19 protein-coding genes and 5 pseudogenes are annotated in these 23,734 nt (G+C 38.8%); 18 read left to right on the top strand and 6 right to left on the bottom strand.

Going from position 1 to position 23,734, the window contains the following annotated elements; all coding sequences use genetic code 11:
* The first annotated feature begins 206 nt into the window (after nt 1–206).
* The 18 genes and pseudogenes from uvrB (at nt 207) to ACEWFJ_RS03115 (ending at nt 19,834) form a co-directional block, all read left to right on the top strand.
* On the top strand, nt 207–2,189 hold the full coding sequence (gene uvrB / locus ACEWFJ_RS03030) for an excinuclease ABC subunit UvrB (RefSeq protein WP_473690351.1): 1,983 nt from the start codon (nt 207–209) through the stop codon (nt 2,187–2,189).
* A gap of 5 nt (nt 2,190–2,194) precedes the next feature.
* Complete coding sequence (gene uvrA / locus ACEWFJ_RS03035; protein ID WP_473690353.1) at nt 2,195–5,065, top strand: excinuclease ABC subunit UvrA; 2,871 nt, start codon at nt 2,195–2,197, stop codon at nt 5,063–5,065.
* Nucleotides 5,066–5,121: 56 nt separating this feature from the next.
* On the top strand, nt 5,122–5,454 hold the full coding sequence (locus ACEWFJ_RS03040) for a magnetosome magnetite crystal formation protein family (protein ID WP_440602951.1): 333 nt from the start codon (nt 5,122–5,124) through the stop codon (nt 5,452–5,454).
* A gap of 407 nt (nt 5,455–5,861) precedes the next feature.
* The gene (locus ACEWFJ_RS03045) at nt 5,862–6,236 is read left to right on the top strand and encodes a phage holin family protein (protein ID WP_098308397.1); all 375 of its coding nucleotides are present in this window, start codon (nt 5,862–5,864) and stop codon (nt 6,234–6,236) included.
* Between the two features lie 169 nt (nt 6,237–6,405).
* Nucleotides 6,406–7,334 (top strand): annotated as a pseudogene (gene hprK / locus ACEWFJ_RS03050) (HPr(Ser) kinase/phosphatase).
* A 72-nt stretch (nt 7,335–7,406) separates the two neighbouring features.
* A complete protein-coding gene (gene lgt, locus ACEWFJ_RS03055; protein ID WP_098308399.1) occupies nt 7,407–8,219 on the top strand; it encodes a prolipoprotein diacylglyceryl transferase in 813 nt (270 codons plus the stop codon).
* 111 nt (nt 8,220–8,330) lie between these two features.
* Nucleotides 8,331–8,969, top strand: coding sequence for a pyrophosphatase PpaX (ppaX, locus tag ACEWFJ_RS03060; RefSeq protein WP_098308505.1), 639 nt, complete (start codon nt 8,331–8,333; stop codon nt 8,967–8,969).
* 64 nt (nt 8,970–9,033) lie between these two features.
* Entirely contained in the window at nt 9,034–9,546 is a 513-nt protein-coding gene (locus tag ACEWFJ_RS03065; RefSeq protein WP_473690356.1) for an acyltransferase, read from the top strand.
* A 122-nt stretch (nt 9,547–9,668) separates the two neighbouring features.
* Entirely contained in the window at nt 9,669–11,180 is a 1,512-nt protein-coding gene (locus tag ACEWFJ_RS03070) for a tetratricopeptide repeat protein (protein WP_429707001.1), read from the top strand.
* An 84-nt stretch (nt 11,181–11,264) separates the two neighbouring features.
* Nucleotides 11,265–12,223 (top strand): annotated as a pseudogene (trxB, locus tag ACEWFJ_RS03075) (thioredoxin-disulfide reductase).
* A gap of 756 nt (nt 12,224–12,979) precedes the next feature.
* Nucleotides 12,980–13,711: a (Fe-S)-binding protein gene (locus ACEWFJ_RS03080; protein ID WP_098308412.1), complete on the top strand. Its 732-nt coding sequence runs from the start codon at nt 12,980–12,982 to the stop codon at nt 13,709–13,711.
* Nucleotides 13,712–13,713: 2 nt separating this feature from the next.
* The gene (locus tag ACEWFJ_RS03085) at nt 13,714–15,129 is read left to right on the top strand and encodes a LutB/LldF family L-lactate oxidation iron-sulfur protein (protein ID WP_473690358.1); all 1,416 of its coding nucleotides are present in this window, start codon (nt 13,714–13,716) and stop codon (nt 15,127–15,129) included.
* Complete coding sequence (locus tag ACEWFJ_RS03090; RefSeq protein ID WP_473690360.1) at nt 15,129–15,830, top strand: LutC/YkgG family protein; 702 nt, start codon at nt 15,129–15,131, stop codon at nt 15,828–15,830. Before ACEWFJ_RS03085 ends, ACEWFJ_RS03090 begins: the two co-directional genes overlap by 1 nt.
* A gap of 331 nt (nt 15,831–16,161) precedes the next feature.
* Nucleotides 16,162–16,620 carry an NUDIX hydrolase gene (locus tag ACEWFJ_RS03095; RefSeq protein WP_336482321.1) on the top strand — a complete coding sequence of 153 codons (459 nt, stop codon included), beginning with the start codon at nt 16,162–16,164 and terminating at the stop codon, nt 16,618–16,620.
* An 18-nt stretch (nt 16,621–16,638) separates the two neighbouring features.
* A complete protein-coding gene (gene rapZ, locus ACEWFJ_RS03100) occupies nt 16,639–17,520 on the top strand; it encodes an RNase adapter RapZ (RefSeq protein WP_098308419.1) in 882 nt (293 codons plus the stop codon).
* 3 nt (nt 17,521–17,523) lie between these two features.
* Nucleotides 17,524–18,475: pseudogene (locus ACEWFJ_RS03105) on the top strand (gluconeogenesis factor YvcK family protein).
* Nucleotides 18,476–18,604: 129 nt separating this feature from the next.
* Nucleotides 18,605–19,555 (top strand): DNA-binding protein WhiA, encoded by a 951-nt coding sequence (whiA, locus tag ACEWFJ_RS03110; RefSeq protein WP_473690363.1) that lies wholly within the window; start codon nt 18,605–18,607, stop codon nt 19,553–19,555.
* Between the two features lie 21 nt (nt 19,556–19,576).
* The gene (locus ACEWFJ_RS03115) at nt 19,577–19,834 is read left to right on the top strand and encodes an HPr family phosphocarrier protein (protein ID WP_230576567.1); all 258 of its coding nucleotides are present in this window, start codon (nt 19,577–19,579) and stop codon (nt 19,832–19,834) included.
* A 98-nt stretch (nt 19,835–19,932) separates the two neighbouring features.
* On the opposite strand, the gene clpP is transcribed toward ACEWFJ_RS03115, so the two are convergent.
* The 6 genes and pseudogenes from clpP to spoVAC form a co-directional block, all read right to left on the bottom strand.
* On the bottom strand, nt 19,933–20,514 hold the full coding sequence (clpP, locus tag ACEWFJ_RS03120; protein ID WP_098308426.1) for an ATP-dependent Clp endopeptidase proteolytic subunit ClpP: 582 nt from the start codon (nt 20,512–20,514) through the stop codon (nt 19,933–19,935).
* Nucleotides 20,515–20,762: 248 nt separating this feature from the next.
* A pseudogene (locus tag ACEWFJ_RS03125) lies at nt 20,763–21,637 on the bottom strand (DUF421 domain-containing protein).
* Nucleotides 21,638–21,657: 20 nt separating this feature from the next.
* Nucleotides 21,658–21,864 carry a DUF1657 domain-containing protein gene (locus ACEWFJ_RS03130; protein ID WP_098308430.1) on the bottom strand — a complete coding sequence of 69 codons (207 nt, stop codon included), beginning with the start codon at nt 21,862–21,864 and terminating at the stop codon, nt 21,658–21,660.
* A gap of 11 nt (nt 21,865–21,875) precedes the next feature.
* Nucleotides 21,876–22,225, bottom strand: a pseudogene (gene spoVAE / locus ACEWFJ_RS03135) (stage V sporulation protein AE).
* Entirely contained in the window at nt 22,226–23,239 is a 1,014-nt protein-coding gene (spoVAD, locus tag ACEWFJ_RS03140) for a stage V sporulation protein AD (protein WP_098308434.1), read from the bottom strand.
* Nucleotides 23,240–23,716, bottom strand: a complete 477-nt coding sequence (gene spoVAC, locus ACEWFJ_RS03145) for a stage V sporulation protein AC (RefSeq protein ID WP_473692326.1) — start codon at nt 23,714–23,716, stop codon at nt 23,240–23,242.
* Nucleotides 23,717–23,734: the final 18 nt, after the last annotated feature.

Raw genomic sequence — 23,734 nt, forward strand, 5'->3', positions numbered from 1 at the left:
AGTATATCAGTTATTTTTGCTGAAGGTACCTCATGAATAACCATGGAAAGATGCTTAGTAAATAAGCCTCTTTTTTGTTATTACATATTAGATTTGTAGAAACGCTGTCGAATTGTTTATCGAATACCTGTTCGTTTTTTTGGTTTTTTTATGAGTATTCGTGGTAAAATGAGAATACAGATTTTTTACGAGGAGGGCGGATTTATTTGGAACATCAATTTGAAATTGTCTCAGAATATTCTCCGCAAGGTGACCAGCCAAGAGCGATAGAGCAGCTGGTAGCTGGGATTAAAAATGGTAAGAAACATCAAGTGTTGCTTGGAGCGACAGGAACGGGTAAGACATTTACGATTTCAAATGTCATTAAAGAAGTGAAGAAGCCAACACTTGTAATGGCTCATAATAAAACGTTAGCAGGACAGCTATACAGTGAGTTGAAAGATTTCTTTCCGAACAATGCGGTTGAATATTTTGTTAGTTACTACGACTATTATCAACCGGAAGCGTATGTACCACAAACCGATACGTTTATTGAAAAAGACGCACAAATTAATGATGAGATTGATAAATTGCGTCACTCAGCGACATCGGCTTTATTTGAACGAGATGATGTCATTATTGTAGCGAGTGTATCTTGTATTTACGGTTTAGGTTCTCCAGAAGAATATAGTGAGCTTGTTGTCTCTTTACGTGTTGGTATGGAGAAGGAACGCAATCAATTGCTTCGTGAACTTGTTGATGTGCAGTACGGCCGTAATGATATTGACTTCCAGCGTGGAACGTTTCGCGTGCGCGGGGATGTAGTTGAGATTTTTCCAGCATCCCTTGATGAACATTGTATTCGGATTGAGTTTTTTGGCGATGAGATTGATCGTATTCGAGAAGTGAATGCATTAACAGGTGAAGTATTAGCAGAACGTGAGCATGTGGCAATCTTCCCGGCATCTCACTTCGTTACACGCGAAGAAAAAATGAAAGTTGCCATTGAAAATATTGAAAAAGAATTAGAAGAACGTTTAAAAGAATTAAATGATAACGGTAAATTGTTAGAAGCGCAGCGGATAGAACAGCGGACACGTTACGATTTAGAAATGATGCGTGAGATGGGTTTCTGTTCAGGGATTGAGAACTACTCCCGTCATTTGACGCTCCGTCCAGCTGGTTCAACACCATATACATTATTAGATTATTTTCCTAAAGATTTTCTTATCGTGATGGATGAGTCGCATGTATCAGTGCCGCAAGTAAGGGCGATGTATAACGGAGATAAAGCGCGTAAGCAAGTGCTTGTTGATCATGGATTCCGTCTGCCATCAGCGCTAGATAACAGACCGCTTATGTTTGAAGAGTTTGAAGAGAAAACGAATCAAGTTGTGTACGTATCAGCAACACCGGGACCGTATGAATTAGAACATACACCGGAAGTTGTGGAGCAAATTATTCGTCCAACTGGGCTTTTAGATCCGCAAATTGATGTGCGTCCAATCGAAGGACAAATTGATGATTTATTAGGAGAAATTCACGATCGAATTGCAAAAAATGAGCGCGTTTTAATTACAACATTAACAAAGAAAATGTCAGAGGATTTAACTGATTACTTGAAGGATGTTGGTATTAAAGTAAATTATTTGCATTCTGAAATTAAAACATTAGAACGGATTGAGATTATTCGCGATCTTCGTCTAGGAAAGTTTGATGTGCTTATTGGTATTAACTTACTTCGTGAAGGACTCGATATTCCAGAAGTGTCGCTTGTAGCAATATTAGATGCAGATAAAGAAGGATTCCTTCGTTCAGAGCGTTCGCTTATTCAAACGATTGGCCGGGCAGCACGTAATGCAAATGGTCATGTTGTGATGTATGCGGACCGAATTACAAAATCGATGGAAATCGCAATCAATGAAACGAAGCGTCGTCGTCAAATTCAAGAAGCATACAATGAAAAACATGGGATTACACCAAAAACGATTCAAAAAGAGGTGCGCGATGTTATTCGTGCAACGATGGCTGCGGAAGATGCAGAAACGTATGAGGCAGCACCACTAACTTCTAAGAAAATGACGAAAAAAGAACGAGAAAATGTCATTGCAAAAATGGAAGCGGAAATGAAGGAAGCTGCAAAAGCGCTTGATTTTGAACGGGCAGCTGAGCTTCGTGATTTATTACTAGAACTAAAAGCAGAAGGGTGAAGGCGATGAGTAAAGATTTTATCGTTGTAAAGGGTGCGAGAGCCCACAATTTAAAAAATATTGATGTCACCATTCCGAGAAATCAACTTGTTGTTGTAACAGGGTTATCTGGTTCAGGGAAATCGTCGTTAGCATTTGATACGATTTATGCGGAAGGACAGCGCCGTTATGTAGAATCACTATCGGCGTATGCACGTCAATTTTTAGGGCAAATGGATAAACCGGATGTGGACGCAATTGAAGGATTGTCTCCTGCTATTTCAATTGACCAAAAAACGACGAGCCGCAATCCGCGTTCAACAGTCGGAACGGTGACAGAGATTTACGATTATTTACGTTTATTATTTGCGCGTATCGGAACACCGATTTGTCCAAATCACGGCATTGAAATTACATCGCAAACAGTTGAGCAAATGGTAGATCGTATTTTAGAATATCCAGAGCGTACGAAGCTGCAAGTGCTTGCACCGATTGTATCAGGCCGTAAAGGTGCACATGTAAAGGTGTTAGAAGATATTAAAAAGCAGGGGTACGTCCGCGTTCGCGTTGACGGGGAAATGCTTGATGTATCGGAAGAAATTACGTTAGATAAAAATAAAAAGCATTCAATTGAAGTTGTAATTGACCGTATTGTTGTGAAAGAAGGAATTGCAAGCCGTCTTGCTGATTCATTAGAAACGGCTTTGAAGCTTGGTGAAGGTCGCGTTTTAATTGATGTAATCGGAGAAGAGGAACTGCTGTTTAGCGAGCATCATGCTTGTCCGCATTGCGGATTTTCTATTGGTGAACTTGAGCCGCGCATGTTTTCTTTTAACAGTCCGTTCGGTGCTTGTCCGTCTTGTGACGGTCTTGGTGCGAAGCTAGAGGTAGACCTTGATTTAGTGATTCCCAACTGGGATTTATCATTAAACGATCATGCGATTGCACCTTGGGAACCGACAAGTTCACAATATTATCCGCAATTGTTGCAGTCTGTTTGTAACCATTACGGCATTGATATGGATGTACCGGTAAAAGATATTCCGAAACATTTATTTGAGAAGGTGTTATACGGAAGCGGAGATGAAAAAGTATATTTCCGCTATGTGAACGACTTTGGCCAAGTAAAGGAAAGCGAGATTATTTTTGAAGGTGTAATTCCTAACATTGAGCGCCGTTACCGAGAAACAAGCTCCGATTATATTCGTGAGCAAATGGAAAAATACATGGCAGAGCAAGCTTGTCCAAAATGTAAAGGCGGTCGTTTAAAACCAGAAAGTTTAGCTGTTTTTGTAGGTGAGAAAACGATTGCGGAAGTAACGCAGTTTTCTGTTAAGGAAGCACATGATTTCTTTACCGATATTGAATTAACAGAAAAGCAACAAAGTATTGCCAATCTTATTTTGCGTGAAATTAAAGAGCGTCTTAGCTTCTTAGTTAACGTAGGACTCGATTATTTAACACTTAGCCGTGCAGCTGGAACATTATCAGGCGGAGAAGCGCAGCGTATTCGCTTAGCGACACAAATTGGATCGCGGTTAACGGGTGTATTATATATTCTTGATGAACCTTCTATCGGTTTGCATCAACGTGACAATGACCGCTTAATTCAAACGCTGCAAAATATGCGTGATTTAGGAAATACGCTTATTGTTGTTGAACACGATGAAGATACGATGATGGCTGCAGACTATTTATTAGATATTGGTCCTGGTGCAGGTATTCACGGCGGGCAAGTCGTTTCAGCCGGTACGCCGCAAGAAGTGATGCATGATGACAATTCCTTAACAGGACAATATTTATCAGGCAAAAAGTTCATTCCAGTTCCGCTAGAGCGCCGCAAAGGTGATGGCCGTAAAATTGAGATCATTGGAGCGAAGGAAAATAATTTAAAAAATGCGAAGATGTCATTCCCGCTTGGTACATTTGTTGCTGTGACGGGTGTATCAGGTTCAGGGAAAAGTACATTAATTAATGAAGTGCTATATAAAGCAGTTGCTCAAAAATTATATAAATCGAAAAGTAAGCCTGGTGTGCATAAAGAAATTAAGGGTCTTGATTATTTAGATAAGGTGATCGATATTGATCAATCACCAATCGGGCGTACACCTCGTTCAAATCCAGCGACATATACGGGTGTGTTTGATGATATCCGTGATGTGTTTGCACGAACGAATGAAGCGAAAGTGCGCGGTTATCAAAAAGGGCGCTTCAGCTTTAATGTGAAAGGTGGCCGCTGTGAAGCGTGCCGCGGCGATGGAATAATTAAAATTGAAATGCACTTCTTACCAGATGTATATGTTCCGTGTGAAGTTTGTCACGGAAAACGTTATAATCGTGAAACATTAGAAGTAAAATATAAAGATAAAAATATTTCTGAAGTATTAGAGATGACAATTGAAGATGGAGTAGAGTTCTTTGCGAATATCCCGAAAATTAAACGTAAGCTCCAAACGCTTGTAGATGTAGGACTCGATTACATGAAGCTCGGTCAACCAGCGACGACGTTATCGGGCGGAGAAGCGCAGCGCGTGAAGCTAGCATCTGAGCTGCATCGCCGTTCAACAGGACGAACGTTATACATTTTAGATGAACCGACAACTGGTCTTCATGCACATGACATTGCTCGTCTATTAAAGGTGCTTCAGCGTCTTGTTGATAATGGTGAAACAGTGCTTGTGATTGAACATAATTTAGATGTTATTAAAACGGCAGACTACCTTATTGATCTTGGGCCTGAAGGCGGCGATAAAGGCGGACAAATCGTTGCAACAGGTACGCCGGAGCAGGTTGTGAAAGAAGAGTGTTCTTACACAGGCAAGTATTTAAAAGGTGTTTTAGATCGTGATAAAGCACGCATGAAAGAAAAAGTAGAAGAAGTAGAATTAACACAGTAAAACAAACATCTAATAAGGAAGTATTACTTCTTTATTAGATGTTTTCTGCTATATCCATGAAAAAGGGAGTGGATTTTGTGGATTCTACGCAAAAAATTTTAGCTTCATGCTGCTATTTCAGTATTTTTTTTGCCCCGTTATTGTTTCCAATTATCGTGTATTTTGTTGTTCCTCATGAAGATGTGAAATCTCATGCAAAGAAAGCTTTCATTTCACATTTACTACCATTCTTTTGTTTATTTCTCGTGTTTCTATTTGTATTTGTTATGAACACACCAGAACAAATTGGTGCACTCGTACTTGTAGCTATGTTGTTATTTGGTCTTGTGAATCTTGTTATTTTTATATGGAATATTGTGAAAGGTGTACAGGTGCTTGCGAATGAGTAAATGATCCCGCTACTTTTGGGCAACTCAAGGTTCGGAGGAAAAGCATCTCCGAAAGAAAGTTTCACTGTACCCCGCTTAAACAAGCAGTAAGCAAAGATGAAAATTCGAGAAGGGGGAACTGCTTGTAAGAGCCCGATTGGTTCAACTAACCCTTCGGAGAAAAAGCATCTCCGAAGGGAAGTTTCACTGTACCCCGCTCAAACAAGCAGTAAGCAAAGATGAAAATTCGAGAAGGGGGAACTGCTTGTAAGAGCCCGATTGGTTCAACTAACCATTCGGAGAAAAAGCATCTCCGAAAGGAAGTTTCACTGTAATTGTACTTGGTTTTTTTTCTGATTTGGAGTATTATTGTTGATATATGTAGTTTGGGTTGTAATTGTCCCTAATGAAAAGGAAGTGTAAGGAATATGAGATGGATTCTATCACTTATTGTGAATAGTATTGTGCTAATTGCTGTATCGGGTCTTCTTAAAATTTTTGCACCAGGTGCGTTTGAAATAGCAAATATAAAAACAGCAATTATTGCAAGCTTAATTTTAGCAGTTTTAAATGTAGTTGTGAAACCGTTCTTAATTTTAATTACGCTGCCAATTACGATATTAACATTTGGTTTCTTCTTAATTGTTATTAATGCGATTACGTTGGAAATTACAGATTCGTTACTTGGCGATGCGTTTAATTTATCTGGATTTGGCGTAGCGATTGTTGCAGCAATCTTTATTTCGATTTTAAACATGTTAATTGATAAAGTGATTATTGAACCATTGTCTGAGAAAAAATAAGTGGAGAGTATAAGTATCCGACAAAACGTAAAACATTTTGCGCAAAGCGTGGAATGTTTTTTTCTTTTTCAAAAGAAACCGTGTTTCGTGTTTTAAGAAAAAATGGTACAATAGCGGGGAGAGTGGTAGTACGCTGCTTAGATACATTCCGCAACGTGGAGGTTTACATATGCCAAAAGTTCGAACGAAAGATTTAATTGAACATTTTCATTTAGAATTAGTAAGCGGTGAAGAAGGAATTCATCGTCCGATTGATACAAGTGATTTATCACGACCTGGAATTGAAATGGCGGGATTTTTCACATATTATCCAGCGGATCGTGTTCAGCTTCTTGGGAAAACAGAGCTTACTTTTTTGATACGTTAACAGAAGGACAAAAGCAAGCGCGTATGCAAGCACTTTGTACAGAAGAAACACCGTGTATTATCGTAACGCGCGGTCAAGATGTACCTGAGGAATTAATGCAAGCATCTCGCCAGACAGATGTGCCCCTGCTGCGTTCACCGTTAAAAACAACACGCTTATCAAGCCGCTTGACGAATTACTTAGAAAGTAAATTAGCACCAACAACAGCAATTCATGGTGTATTAGTTGATATTTATGGTGTTGGTGTAATGATTACAGGACAAAGTGGTGTCGGGAAAAGTGAAACAGCACTTGAGCTTGTGAAACGCGGACATCGACTTGTGGCTGATGATAGTGTAGAAATTCGTCAAGAAGATGACGATACACTAGTCGGAAGTTCACCGGAGTTAATTGAACATTTACTTGAAATTCGTGGACTTGGCATCATTAATGTTATGACGTTATTTGGTGCAGGTGCAGTGCGTAATCATAAACGTATTTCACTTGTAATTAATCTTGAGATTTGGGATCAAAAGAAAAACTACGATCGCCTTGGTTTAGATGAAGAAAAAATGAAGATCATTGATACAGATATTACAAAGATTACACTTCCAGTACGACCTGGTCGAAACTTAGCTGTTATTATTGAGGTGGCAGCGATGAATTTCCGTTTAAAACGTATGGGTGTCAATGCAGCGCAGCAATTTTCAGAGCGTCTTATGAGTGCGATTGAACTAGGAGATCAAAATTAATATAAGTGAAACTTTCATCAGTAGAGGGGTTCTTTCTCCTCCACTGATAGAAAGAGAAAGGGAGTAGAGAATATGCTGTTAGGGTCTGTACCACAGCTTGATCGTGTGGCGATTCAGCTCGGACCGTTTCCGATTTATTGGTATGGTGTAATTATTGGCACTGGTGTCTTACTTGGCTTATGGCTCGCAACTCGGGAAAGTGAACGGCTTGGTCTGCCGAAAGATACAATTATTGATTTAGTATTGATTGCGGTGCCGATTGCAATCCTTTGTGCACGTGCATACTATGTTATTTTCGAATGGGGCTATTATTCGCAAAATCCAAGCGAAATTCTTAGAATTCGTCACGGCGGCTTAGCCATTCATGGCGGATTAATTGGAGCGGTTATTACAGGATGGGTATTTGCGAAAAAACGCGGTCTTTCTTTTTGGAAGCTAGCAGATATTGTTGCACCAAGTATTTTACTTGGACAAGCGATTGGACGCTGGGGGAACTTTATGAACCAAGAAGCACATGGCGGTGAAGTGACGCGTCAATTTCTCGAAAGTTTACATTTACCACAGTTTATTATAAATCAAATGTATATTGATGGTGTATATTACCAGCCGACATTCTTATATGAATCATTATGGGACTTTGCTGGGGTTATTTTGCTTTTACTTCTTCGTAAAGCGAATTTACGCCGCGGTGAACTATTCTTTACATATTTAATTTGGTATTCTACCGGGCGCTTCTTTATAGAAGGATTACGTACAGATAGCTTAATGCTCGGCCCGCTTCGTGTTGCACAAGTTATATCAATTGCCATAATTATCGTCTCCATCATTTTCATTGTTGTGAGACGCAAAATGGGGTATGCAGATAAACGATATTTAGAACAATAATGATATAACTTTGTGATTCAGTGAATGAGTCGGGGTTGAATGAAAAAAGTAGCGTCACATATGCGGCGCTGCTTCTTTTCTTATCATACAACAACTAAGGGTGGCGAAAAGATGAAAATTAATACAGTGTTATTTGATTTGGATGGAACGTTGATTAATACAAACGAACTTATTATCTCTTCATTTTTGCATACATTAGAAAAATACTATCCAAATCAATATAAACGTGAAGATGTACTGCCATTTATTGGTCCGTCATTACACGATACATTTAGTAAAATCGACGAGAACCGAGTGGAAGAACTTATTCAATGTTATCGTGATTTTAACCATGAACATCATGATGAATTAGTAGAAGAGTATGAAACAGTGTATGAAACTGTACAGGTGCTCCGGGAAAAAGGTTATAAAGTCGGGATTGTAACAACAAAGGCGCGCAAAACTGTTGAAATGGGATTACAGCTAACGAAATTAAAGCAGTTTTTTGATGTTGTGGTAACAATTGATGATGTAGAACATGTGAAACCACATCCAGAGCCAATTCAAAGGGCACTTCAGTTATTAGAGGCAAAGCCGGAAGAATCTTTGATGGTAGGCGATAACCATCACGATATTGTTGGTGGACAAAATGCTGGTGTGAAGACAGCTGCTGTTGCATGGACAATTAAAGGACGCGAATATTTAGAGTCTTACAAACCTGATTATGTGTTAGAAAAAATGAGTGACTTATTAACAATCTTACCTCACTAATCGTTTTTCTTACGAGCGGCTGGGCTCAGCAGTTAAGCGAGAGTACAAAAAGGGAGAGAGCAAAGTGCGACGGACAACGCGCTATCCAGTATCGGGAGCAAATTCATTATGGAATGTATATAAAACGGTTTCATTTTGGAAAGTGATGAAAAACTTCATTGTGATCCAAATCGCGCGATATACCCCTTTTTTACGTATGAAAAATTGGTTATATCGCACATTTTTGCGGATGCAAATCGGAGAGAAAACTTCTTTTGCACTTATGGTTATGCCAGATATTATGTTCCCAGAGAAAATTACAGTTGGACATAATTCAGTGATTGGCTATAATACAACGTTATTAGCTCATGAATATTTAATTACAGAATATCGTCTTGGTGAAATTATTATTGGAGACGAAGTAATGATTGGTGCAAATTCGACTGTTTTACCTGGCGTTGTCATTGGAGATGGGGCAATTGTTTCAGCTGGGACACTTGTTCATCGCGATGTACCGGATGGTGCTTTCGTCGGTGGGAATCCTATGCGAATTATTTATACGAAAAAGGAAATGGCAGCGAGAGAAGGGAAATGTTAGAAATGTAACATTTTCCTTTTCTTTTCGGGAGCGAAAAGGAAATATTTGTGTATAATATATTGTTTTGTTTTTGAAGGAATCGTTTATACTTAGAGATAGAAGAATGAAATAATGGAGGAGTTATGGGGAAAAATCAAGAAATTCATAAAGATAACGGACAAGTTATTTCTTTTAATCAATTAGCTGACTTCTTTTATGATAAAGGCATGAAGGCTTATCGCAATCATCATTTAGAAGATGCAATTAAATATTTTAAGAGAGCGGCACAAGATCAGAAAGAGCCGTTTATTTTATGTCAATTAGCAACGGCATTATCGGAAGCGGGAGAGTATCACGAATCGAATCAAATCTTATTACAAATTGTTCGTACGGGTGAACAAATAGAAGAATGCTATTATTTTATGGCAAATAATTATGCGTATCTTGGGTTATTCCAACAAGCGAAAAAGTATGCAGAGCGGTATTTAGAAATTGCGACGGATAAAGAATTTATTGCTGAAACAATAGAACTTTTAGAGATTATTGAAGAAGAAGAAATGGATACACCGGAATTCGAAGATGAAGATGGATTAATTGTGATGCAAGAGCAAGCAAATCATTATATTCGTAACGGTCAATTAGAAGAGGCGATTGCGACGCTTGAAGGAGTCATAACGGAATATCCGGAATTTTGGTCAGCGCATAATAATTTAGCAATTGCTCATTTTCAGCTTGGGAATGTCGATCAAGCGTTGAAAATGACAGAGCTGATTTTAGAGAAGAATCCAGGGAATATTCATGCGTTATGTAATACGCTTATTTTTCTATATTCCATTGGGGAATATAAGCAAGTAGAAAAGTTAGCAGAGCAATTGGAAACAGTGTATCCGATGTCGTTTGAACATCGGGTGAAACTAGGGACAACATTTGCGACAATTGGTCGTTTTGAAAGTGCATATAAATGGTTAAAAGTGTTAAAACGTCAAGGTTACGAAGGTGATGTTAGCTTTTATTATTGGTTTGCATATTCTGCCTATATGGTAAAGGATGAGCAAACAGCCGAGAAAATGTGGGCGCATGTAGTGGAATTACATCCTGATAAAAAGGGAAAAGAACCTTGGAATGCTATTAATTTAGTAGATGAAGGCCAAAATATTTTATTCCGAGAGCTTCAGCAATCGTTTCAAAAAAGTGAAACATTGGAAGAACAAATGCTCGCTTTATATTTAATGAATGAACTGACAACACCAGAAAAGCTTGGCTTTTTCTTTGATGTTATGCAATCTCCTAATCGTGTTCCAATTGTATCGCAATTAGCGAACTATTTCTTTTTAATTAACAGTCATAAAAGTATTCCAGGAGAACTGCAGCAGTTTGAACAATGTATTCGCATTGCAGATGCTTTATACAATTATACGAAAAAAAATGATGAGCTTATTGAAGAATGTTTACATCTTTGGTTTTGTACATTTATACGTTTATACACGAGCGGAACGTCCTTTACAAATGTATATGGCTGGTCAGCGGCAGTTGAATATATTGTAAGAGGCGAGTGCCAAAATAAGCTGACGCAGGCAGAGCTTGGGAATATATATAATGTATCGGTAGCAACTGTACGAAAATATGTGCAAGCAGTGAGACGCTTGCATGCGTAAATGCAAGCAAATCGCTGGGAAAAACCAGTTGCCAGCAGTATAATGAGGGTATCAAAAGAGCGATAAGAACAGGAGATGAGCAATATGGCAGAAGAAAAAATTTATGATGTAATTATTATCGGAGCTGGTCCAGCAGGGATGACAGCAGCTGTGTATACATCTCGTGCGAATTTAAGCACACTGATGCTGGAACGCGGTATCCCAGGCGGACAAATGGCAAATACAGAAGAAGTAGAAAACTACCCAGGATATGACCATATTTTAGGGCCAGACTTATCAAACAAAATGTTTGAACATGCGAAGAAATTCGGTGCAGAATACGCATATGGTGATGTGAAACAAGTTATTGATGGGAAAGAATATAAAACAATTGTAGCTGGAAAAAAGAATATAAAGCACGTGCAATTATTGTAGCGAGCGGTGCGGAATATAAGAAAATTGGCGTGCCAGGAGAGAAAGAACTTGGCGGCCGCGGCGTATCATACTGTGCGGTATGTGACGGTGCATTCTTTAAAGGTAAAGAGCTTGTTGTTATTGGCGGCGGCGACTCAGCTGTTGAAGAAGGTGTGTATTTAACACGCTTTGCAACGAAGGTAACGATTGTTCACCGTCGTGACCAATTACGTGCACAAAAGATTTTACAGGACCGTGCTTTCCAAAATGAAAAAATTAATTTCATTTGGAATCATACTGTAAAAGAAATTAACGAAGCAAACGGAAAAGTAGGCAGCGTAACACTTGTGGATGTAAATAGCGGTGAAGAGCAAGAGTTTAAAACAGATGGCGCATTTATCTATATCGGTATGCTACCACTTTCTAAACCATTTGCAGAGTTAGGTATTACAAATGAAAATGGTTATATTGAAACAAATGAACGTATGGAAACAAAGGTTCCTGGTATTTTCGCAGCTGGTGATGTTCGCGAAAAGATGCTTCGTCAGATTGTAACAGCAACTGGTGATGGAAGTATTGCAGCGCAAAGTGCACAGCATTATGTGGAAGAACTAGTAGAAGAATTAAAAGCTACAACAGAACATAAATAAGGCATCCCTTAGAGGATGTGTGATAGGAAAGCTACCTTCTTTGTAAGAAGGTGGCTTTTTTTGTGTTTATCTCGCTTATTTGCGGGCAGTAAGACTTTTATTGATGGAAATCTCACTTTATCCCGCTCTAACAAGCAGTAGGTGAAGGTGGAAATTCGAGGAGGAGAACTGCTTGTAAGAACCCGATTGGTTCAACTAACCATTCGGAAGAAAGGCATTTCTGAATGGAAGTTTCACTGTATCCCGCTCTAACAAGCAGTAAGCGAAGGCGGAAATTCGAGGAGGAGAACTGCTTGTAAGAACCCAATTGGTTCAACTAACCATTCGAAGGAAAAGCACCTTCGAATAGAAATTTCACTTTATTACAATTACTTACCATTTTTATTCATATTTTTTACGTTTTTTACTAAAAATACAAAAAGGTAGATTGGTTGACAAAGTTACTTGAACATACAGTGATTATCTTTGCTTTTCTACTTTATCCCGCTCTAACAAGCAGTAAGTGAAGGTGGGAATTCGAGGAGGAGAACTGCTTGTAAGAACCCGATTGGTTCAACTAACCATTCGGAGGAAAAGCATTTCCGAATGGAAGTTTCACTGTATCCCGCTCTAACAAGCAGTAAGTGAAGGTGGGAATTCGAGGAGGAGAACTGCTTGTAAGAACCCGATTGGTTCAACTAACCATTCGGAGGAAAAGCATTTCCGAATGGAAGTTTCACTTTATCCCGCTACTTTACCTTATTTGGAGGTGTCAATATGAAAGTATCCGTATTTATTACTTGTCTTGGAGATGTTTTTTATCCAGAAGTAGGAAAAGATGTTGTTGAAATTCTTGAAGATTTAGGTTGTGAAGTCGACTTTCCAAAAGATCAAACCTGCTGTGGTCAACCTGCTTATAATAGCGGTTATCAAAAAGAAACGAAAACGGCTGCAAAACATATGATTGAAGCATTTGCTGGTTCAGAATATGTTGTGGCACCATCCGGGTCTTGTGTCATGATGGTTCACGAGTTTTCAAGCTTATTTTCTGAAAGTGAAACAGAATGGCGGCAAAAAGCTACTGAACTGGCGAATAAAACATATGAATTTACACAATTTCTTGTAGAAGTGTTAGGTAAAGAAGATTTAGGTGCGGAACTTCATAAAAAAGCAACCGTTCATACATCTTGTCATATGAGCCGGTTGATGGGTATTAAGGAACCTCCTCAAAAGTTATTAAAACATGTAAAAGGGTTAGAAGTCGTTCCGTTATCACACAATTATGATTGCTGTGGATTCGGCGGTACATTCTCAGTGAAGATGGCAGAAATCTCAGAGCAAATGGTTGATGAAAAAGTGAAACATATTATGGAAACAGGTGCGGAAGTGTTAATCGGGATGGATTGCAGCTGTTTAATGAATATAAAAGGTCGATTAACACGTAATGGTTACCCAATTGAGGTAAAGCATATTGCGCAAGTATTAAATGAAGATAGAAAGGGGATATAAAAATGGGAATGAAAATTGGAAACGATCCCTTTCATAAACGTACTGAAACGGCCGTTGGTGATCAATTCATGAGAAGGGCTGTTGCGAAAGCGCAAGATGGCCTTAGAGGTAAGAAACTAAAAGCAACTGAGAGTCTTGGGAATTGGGAAGAATGGCGCTCTTTAGGAGAAGAGATTCGAAAGCATACATTAGAAAACCTTGATTATTATTTATATCAACTTAGTGAAAATGTTGAGAAAAACGGGGGCTTTGTTTATTTCGCAGAGACTGCTGAAGAGGCAAGGGAATATGTAAAAGGGATTATAAAAAAGAAAAACGCGAAAAAAATTGTGAAATCAAAATCTATGGTAACGGAAGAAATCAGTCTAAATGAAGCAATTGAAGAAGTTGGCGGGGAAGTACTAGAAACGGATCTTGCAGAATTTATTTTACAAATTAATGATCATGATCCGCCATCACATATTGTTGTTCCTTGTCTTCATAAAGATAAAGAAAGTATTTGCGAGTTGTTTAAAGAAAAAATAGGGTATACCGGAACAGCTGATCCTGAAAAAATGGCGAGGTTTGTACGGAACTATTTGCGTAATGACTTTTTAACAGCGGATGTAGGTGTTACTGGGTGTAACTTTGCAGTTGCTGAGTCTGGGTCTGTTTCTATTGTAGCAAATGAAGGGAATGCGAGGTTAGTTACGACCATTCCGAAAACGTTAATTACCGTTATGGGGATGGAACGGATTGTCCCAACATGGGAGGAGATGGATGTGTTAGTAACACTCCTGTGCCGAAGTTCTGTAGGGCAAAAATTAACAAGTTATATTACAGGCTTAACGGAACCAGGAGGGACAGATGGACCTGAGGAATTTCATTTAGTGATTGTTGATAATGGTCGTTCCAATATTTTAGGAACAGAATTCCAAAGTGTCCTTCAATGTATTCGTTGCGCTGCATGTATTAATGTATGTCCAGTATATCGTCATATCGGAGGTCATGCCTACGGCTCAATCTATCCAGGCCCGATTGGCGCTGTATTGACACCGCTTTTAGGAGGGTATGATGAATATAAAGATCTACCTTATGCATCTAGCCTTTGCGGTGCTTGTACGGAAGCATGTCCGGTAAAAATACCTTTACACGAATTGTTAATTCGACATCGCCGACAGATTGTGGAAGAAGCGAAAAAGTCTCCTTTAGCTTGGGATATGGCTATGAAAGGCTTTGAAAAAGTGGCGAATAGCTCGAGGTCGTTCTCCCTTGCAGCGAGGACAGCTCCGTACGCATTAAAGCCTTTTATAAAAGGAGACAAAATTGAACGCGGGGTAGGGCCGTTAAAAGCTTGGACAGAAGCGAGAGATTTTCCGGCTCCGAAAAAACAACTGTTTAGAGATTGGTTTGAAAAACGGTCAAGGGAGGAGAAATAATGGCTATTCAAAATCGCGATACATTTTTATCCCAATTATCAGAGAAACTGGGCAGAAAACGCCCGGAAACAGTAAAAAAACCAAGTTGGTCTGTTTCTCCACAATGGAGCGTTTTTGACGGATTAACACAAGACGAACTTATATCGAAGTTAGTTGAACAATGTGAAACCATTCATACAGAGGTGCAGCGAACAACAAAGGCTCATCTTGTTGAAACGTTACAAACTTTTATGAAAGAATGGAATATCGGATCTGTTATTTATTCTTATGATGAACGGTTTAATGAATATGATCTGAGTGGATTTTTTACAAATGAAGGGGAAATACATTTCCATAAATGGGACTTAGATCATAAAGAAGAGAGTATTGAATTTGCAAAAACAGCTGATGTTGGAATTACGTTTAGTGATATCACTCTTGCTGAATCAGGAACTGTCGTTTTATTTAATGAAGGTATAAAGGGGAGGCCCGTTAGTCTTCTTCCTGAATCATATATCGCAATTGTCCCGAAAAGTACGATTGTGCCAAGATTAACACAAGCTACAAAGATGATTCATAATCAAAATATGAAGGGTGAAAAGATTCCATCCTGTTTGAACTTCATCTCTGGTCCATCTAACAGTGCTGATATTGAAATGAATCTTGTCGTAGGTGTTCATGGACCAATAAGAACAGCATATATTATTGTGGATGATCAATAATCGTATAAGACCTCTGGGGTCTACCACCCGTCCATCAAATTAATATGCTGAAGTATTCCAATAAGAAAATTTTTTTCGCTACTTTGGAGCAGTAAGATTTCCGCCTTAAAATTCAGAGAAATACAAGAAATATAGGTAGGGGATGAAAAAAATCACTGATGGAAGTTTCACTTTATTTTTTTCACTGAATGGTGATGGGAATAGTCTCCCATCATCTTTTTTATTTGTTGGAGACCGGAAGTTCCTTCATTGTGACAAACTGTATTTGATAGTATAATGAAGTGAGTATATAATGGGAATTTCCCTGTTATAAGTAGCTGAGGTGAGAAGCTTGCAAAGAGTGACAAACTGTGTGTTAATCAAGGATAATGAAGTTCTCCTATTACAAAAGCCTCGTCGAAATTGGTGGGTTGCTCCAGGCGGAAAGATGGAGCGCGGCGAAACAGTAAGAGAGTCGGTTGTTCGTGAATATCGCGAAGAAACGGGTATTTATTTAAAAAATCCAACATTAAAAGGTGTCTTTACTTTCGTGATCCAAGAAGGAGATAAGGTTGTTTCTGAATGGATGATGTTTTCCTTCTTAGCTACAGATTTTGCAGGAGAAAATAAATTGCAAAGCGAAGAAGGGATAATAGGCTGGCATACAATTGATAAGATTGATGAGCTGCCAATGGCGCCAGGAGATTATCATATTATTGATTATTTAATTAAAGGAAATGGTATTATTTACGGTACATTTGTATATACACCAAATTTTGAGTTACTTTCGTATCGATTAGATCCGAGTTAAACCATAAGGGGGATAATGATGGACGCACATAATGATATTAAAATGGTCATTATTACAGGAATGTCCGGAGCAGGAAAAACAGTTGCTCTGCAAAGCTTTGAGGATCTAGGATATTTCTGTGTGGATAATTTACCGCCCATGTTGTTGCCGAAGTTTGTTGAATTAATGGCAGATTCGAAAGGGAAAATGAATAAAGTAGCGCTCGGTATCGATTTGCGTGGCCGAGAGTTCTTTGATCACTTATGGGGAGCGCTTGATGATTTAACAGAGCGTACATGGATTATTCCTCATATTTTATTTTTAGATGCAAAAGATAGTACACTTGTAACTCGATATAAGGAAACAAGGCGTTCACATCCACTTGCTCTAACAGGTCTTCCGTTAAAAGGAATAGAAGCAGAGCGTACGCTGTTAACAGATATGAAGGCGCGCGCGAATATTGTCCTTGATACGTCAGACTTAAAACCGAAAGAGTTAAGAGAAAAGATTATTCAATTATTCTCAACTGAGAGTGAGCAAGCATTTCGTGTGAACGTGATGTCATTTGGATTTAAATATGGTATTCCAATTGATGCTGATTTAGTATTTGATGTTCGTTTTTTACCGAATCCATATTATATTCCACACATGAAGCCGCTAACAGGTCTTGATGAGGAAGTATCATCCTATGTACTGAAATTTAATGAAACGCATAAATTTCTAGAGAAGTTAACAGACCTTATTTCCTTTATGCTTCCACATTATAAGCGAGAAGGAAAAAGTCAACTTGTTATTGCAATTGGATGTACAGGGGGACAACATCGATCCGTTACGCTTGCAGAATATTTGACGAAACATTTGAAGCAAGAGTGTCCAACTCATGTGTCTCATCGTGATGTGGAGAAGAGAAAGGGACATTAAGCGATGGAAAAAGAGAGAAAACCGAAAATCGTTATTATGGGAGGCGGAACTGGTTTATCCGTTTTATTGCGCGGGTTAAAAAAGTATCCTGTCGATATTACAGCGATTGTAACGGTTGCTGATGATGGGGAAGTTCTGGGAGACTTCGTGATGAGTTAGAAATCCCGCCTCCTGGAGACATTCGCAACGTGCTTGTTGCGTTGTCTGATGTGGAGCCTCTTGTGGAGGCATTATTTCAACATCGTTTTACATCAGGAGAAGGATTAACAGGACATGCGCTTGGTAATTTATTGTTAGCTGGAATGACAGCTATTACGGGCGATTTCTTTCATGCCATTACGGAAACAAGTAAAGTGTTAAATGTAAGAGGGCGTGTACTTCCAGCTGCGAATCAAAGTGTTGTTTTGCATGCGGAATTGGAAGACGGGCAAATTGTAAGCGGGGAATCTAAAATTCCGTATTACGGCAAAAAGATTAACCGCGTATTTTTAACACCGGGGAAGTAGAACCGCTTCATGAAACACTAATGGAAATTCGAAAAGCTGATTTACTTGTATTTGGACCAGGTAGTCTGTATACAAGTATTTTGCCGAATTTAATGGTAAAAAAAATCGGCGATGCAGTCCTTCGTGCAAAAGCGAAGAAAGTGTATGTGTGTAATGTAATGACTCAAGTTGGTGAAACAAGGGGATATACAGCGTTTGATCATGTGAAAGCATTGCATGATCATCTTGAGGAAGCGTTTATTGATACAGCAATAGTGAACGATGAACCAATTCCAATTGAATTATTAGGGCGTTATGCAGAAGAAATGTCGAAGCCAGTTACAATTGATGAAGAGCATTTTACAGCGCATAATATTAAGTTGATTAAAGATCGTTTAGTAAAATATGATGATCAAGTTGTGCGTCATGACACAGTAAAATTAGCTTCGATTTTACATTCGTTAATATAAATTGTAAGCTTGAAGAAATAATGAATAGGCTTGCATGATGGAAGGCGTTACTTCTTTGAGGTAACGCTACAAATTCATTTAGGGCATGAAAATAATTATGATTTTACATTTTGTCAGGAGGTGAAATGGTTGTCATTTGCATCAGAAACAAAGAAAGAGCTGACAAAGCTTGAAATGAAGGGGTGCTGTGAGAGGGCAGAGTTATCAGCATTACTTCGGATGAACGGTTCACTCTCCTTTTCAAATCGCCGTGTAATCATTGATATTCAAACGGAAAATGCAGCGATTGCTCGAAGGATTTATACATTATTGAAAAAAGGATATAACGTTACAGTTGAGTTACTTGTGCGTAAGAAAATGCGCTTAAAGAAAAATAATGTGTATATCGTTCGTTTAGTCGAAAAAGCACGTGAAATTTTATCGGATTTGCAGATTGTACGAGAGGACTTTTCGTTTATTCGTAATATTTCACAAGAATTAATTGAGAAAAAGTGTTGTAAACGTTCATACTTACGCGGTGCGTTTTTAGCTGGTGGTTCCGTTAATAATCCGGAAACATCATCATATCATCTAGAAGTTTTCTCGTTATACAAAGAACATAATGATGCGATATGTGAACTTATGAACGAGTTTGCATTAAATAGTAAAACGTTAGAAAGGCGAAAAGGGTATATTACGTATTTAAAGGAAGCGGAAAAGATTACCGAGTTTTTAAATATTATTGGTGCTCATAATGCTCTTTTAAGGTTTGAAGATATTCGCATTGTGCGTGATATGCGTAATTCTGTAAATCGTCTTGTGAACTGTGAAACAGCAAACTTAAATAAGACGATTGGTGCAGCCTTAAGGCAAATCGAAAATATTCGTTATATTGATGAAACAGTTGGTCTGGATTTTTTACCAGATAAATTACGTGAAATCGCAGAACTACGTATCAATTATCAAGATGTTACATTGAAAGAATTGGGGGAAATGGTATCCGGGGGGAACATTAGTAAATCGGGTATCAACCATCGTTTACGTAAAATCGATGATATTGCTGATAAATTGCGTGCTGGAGAAGCCGTTGTAAAAAAATAAAAGGTAAAGGGGAATGGAGCTGTGGTTCAAAAACAGGTAGAGGTGTTGTTGAAAACTGGATTGCAAGCACGTCCGGCAGCGTTGTTTGTACAAGAAGCAAATCGTTTTCAAGCCGATATTTTTATGGAGAAAGACGGAAAAACAGTCAATGCTAAGAGTATTATGGGGATTATGAGCTTAGCAATTGGATCTGGATGTAAAGTTACAATTACTGCAGAAGGATCAGATGAAACAGCAGCATTAGAAGCACTTGTTGCTTATGTGCAAAAAGAACAATAGAGTGAAACTTCCATCAGTGGGGGTCTTACTGCCCGCGAATAGCGGGATAAAAAGAGCTATCGCGAATGTGCGATAGCTCTTTTTGTAGTCCGCTTTTCTTAGCGATTTGTAAAGATTTTGTCGATTAAGCCGTATTCTAATGCTTTATCTGCTGTCATGAAGTTGTCGCGCTCTGTGTCGCGCTCGATTACTTCTAAATCTTGACCTGTACGCTCAGAAAGAATTTTGTTTAATTTATCACGTAAGAATAGGATGCGTTTTGCAGCGATTTCGATTTCTGTCGCTTGTCCTTGTGCACCGCCAAGTGGTTGGTGAATCATAACTTCACTGTTTGGAAGAGCGAAACGTTTTCCTTTTTCACCAGCAGCAAGTAGGAAAGCGCCCATAGATGCAGCCATACCGATGCAAATTGTAGATACTTTTGGTTTAATGAATTGCATTGTATCGTAAATTGCCATACCTGCTGTAATAGAGCCGCCAGGACTGTTGATATATATATGAATATCTTTTTCTGGGTCTTGTGATTCTAAGAATAAAAGCTGAGACACGATAGAGTTTGCTACGTTGTCATCAATTGCGCTGCCAAGCATAATGATGCGGTCTTTTAATAAACGAGAGTAAATGTCGTAAGCACGTTCCCCGCGATTTGTTTGTTCAATAACTGTAGGAATTAAATTCATGTGTAACTTCCTCCTTTAACACATTTGTTAGTTTTATAATACAATTATGGTCAATAAAGGTCAAACGAAACCACTTCAGTTTAAAAAATATGTAGGTGTATCATGTTAATTCGCTATAAATAAGGAATTCCCTTTTTCTTTACCTTCCTCATCATAACCGAATTGTATGAATTTAAACATATCAAACATGGAGAAAGGTTGCCATACAAAAAAGAACGCCGTTACATATATAAGCGTTCTTTTCTCTTTTACTCTTTAAGTAGATAAGTCACTTTATTTAAAATTTCTTCTATCCTCTTGGCATTATTTGCATACATGCTGCTAGCAGCATTTGATTTCGTTTCTAAAGAAAATAGTTCGAGATCAGCATGACACTTCTTTAAGGAAGCGAGTAATAATGGCTTGTCCTGAGGAGAAGGCATTTGGAGTTTATCGTTGTATATATCAACAGTTAGTTGTCCGTAAGAATCGACTTGTCCGATGAAAACATTATCTAGTGCAACCCCAATTTTTTCGAGTTCAGCGCGAAGCCAAGCGCGGTTATGGCCGCTAGCTGAAAGCGGTTCGTCTAGTATGTTTCCATCCATAATGACTGTGTGTGTTTCTTTTTCATTTGGTACTTTTAATGCAATATCTTTTGCGGTTAGTGGTTGTCTGTCTTTCTTTAATAAAACGTTTAATTCACCGCTTGGTTCGAGAACAGCGTATTCAACATCGTTCATGTTGAATACATCTTTTTTCGAAGAAGCTCTAGTAGTTCGTCGCTCGTATATTTTTCCTTTTTTAAATTATCTTCGAGTACTTTGCCATCTTTTATAAAAATAGTGGATTTACCTTCAACAAAATCTCGTACTGTCTTATTTTTTAAGGAAATCAGTCCTGCGAAAAAAGGTATGATAGCAAAAACCAGCATACTAGAAATACCGTGGACGAAGTTTTGTTCCAACCCTGTCGATACTTCTGCAGCGATATCACCAATCGTCATACCGGCTATGTATTCAAAAAAGGAAAGTTGAGAGATTTGTCTTTTGCCAAGCCATTTCGTAATGGCGAATAAAACAATTAAGACACATAAAGAACGTATAATGACAAGCGGCCATTCTGGTATGTGAATGTTAGGCATATAAAGTCCCTCCAGTCTTCTTAAAATCCTTTATATTGTGGTTCTTCACGTTCTAATGCTGAAACTCGCCTTTGTAAATCAGCGATGACACTATCCATTTCTATCATACATTCGTGAAAAACGCGTTTCGCTTCTTCGTCAGCAGCGTTTTGTGAAAGTGTACTTAAACTTGCCTGTGCGCCTTTTAAGCTGGCAAGGCATGTTTTTACACTAGCAACAACGGTCATGAGAACACCTCTTATCCTTTTGGTTTAAATAATAAAGCTCCGATAAAACCGAAGATAATCGCGGCAGATACACCAGCGCTTGTTACTGCAAACATTCCTGTTATAACTCCAATGATGCCATGCTCAGCCGCTTCTGCCATCGCACCGTGAACAAGGGCGTTACCGAAGCTTGTAATAGGAACTGTTGCACCGGCTCCAGCAAAATCAATTAATGGTTCATACAAATTTAATCCGTCTAATATGGCACCAATGACAACAAGCGTTGACATTGTATGAGCGGGGTAAGTTTAAAGACATCAAACATAATTTGACCAATCACACAAATGGCGCCGCCAATTACGAAAGCCCAAAAATAGATCATTTATTGTACACCTCCAACTTCAATGGATACTGCATGGGCGATACAAGGAATTGTTTCTTGCTGCTGGAAAGTTAATGGGGAAAGTAAAGCACCGGTAGCGACTACGAGCATTTTGCTGAATTCCCCTTTTTTCATTCGATTTAATAAATGCCCGTACACGACAGTTGCTGAACAGCCTGGACCGCTTGCTCCTGCTAAAATCGGTTGATCTTCCCTATAAATGAGTAATCCGCAATCTTGAAACTGTTCGCTTGTTATAGATGTTCCTTGCTTACGCAGTAAATCAAAGGCAATTTCGCGTCCTATATGACCGAGATCACCTGTTACAATTAAGTCATAGTAGGATGCATCAATTTGTCGTTCCCTTAAATGTGCTTCTATCGTATCGACAGCAGCGGGCGCCATGGCACCTCCCATATTAAATGGATCTGATAAACCCATATCAATAACTCTTCCAATTGTTGCTGATGTAACACAAGGTCCGTCTCCTTGATCGCTTAATAAAGCAGCCCCTGCTCCAGTTACTGTCCACTGAGCGGTAGGGGGCTTTTGTCCTCCGTATTCAGTTGGATATCGGAATTGCTTTTCAACAGCGGTATTATGGCTAGAAGCTCCTGTTAATAAGTATTTCGCCCCTTTTCCATTTACAATACTTGCCCCTAAAGCAAGGCCTTCCATTGAAGTAGAACAAGCTCCAAATAATCCAAGATAAGGAGCGCCGAGTGTTCGGGAGGCAAAACTTGAGGGAGTGATTTGATTGATAAGATCTCCTGCTAGAATAAATTGAATATCCTCTTTACGCAGTTTTGCTTTTTCTGTTGCCCTGCTGCAAGCTTCTTCAAATAAAATTCGATGTGCTTTTTCATAGGAGTCTTGTCCTAACCATAAATTATCGTGCAATGTATCGAAATCTTCAGGGATGTTTCCATTTGCCTCAAATGGCCCGCCGATGACACCAGTTGATATAATCACAGGCTTATTTTCAAATACCCATGTTCGGTGACCTTGTAACATTTAAAAACCTCCCCATTGAACGAAAATGGTTCTAATAAGTGCGATGATAAAAGCGGAAAATACACCAAATAAAATAACGGATCCTGCTAGCTTAAACATATTCCCGCCTACTCCAAGAACAAAGCCTTCTGTACGATGTTCAATACAAGCTGCGATGACTGAATTTCCAAAGCCGGTAACAGGAACAGCTGTACCAGCCCCGCCAAACTGAGCTAATCGATCGTACACACCAAAGCCTGTTAGGAGCATGGAGATAAAAATCATTGTAGCTACAGTCGGATTCCCTGCTGACCTTTCAGTGAAATCGAAGTACGTAATATAAAACGTAGAGATAAATTGACCGATTAAGCAAATAAACCCGCCGACAAAAAAAGCTTTTATACAATTTTTTAGAACAGGCCGCTTCGGTTCACGCTGCTTTTCAAATTGTTTATACTCTTGCTGCGCTGGTGTTAAATCTTTATTTCTCTTTGACATATGAATCCTTCCTTTTCT

Source organism: Bacillus sp. EA-CB0995, from assembly GCF_055814245.1.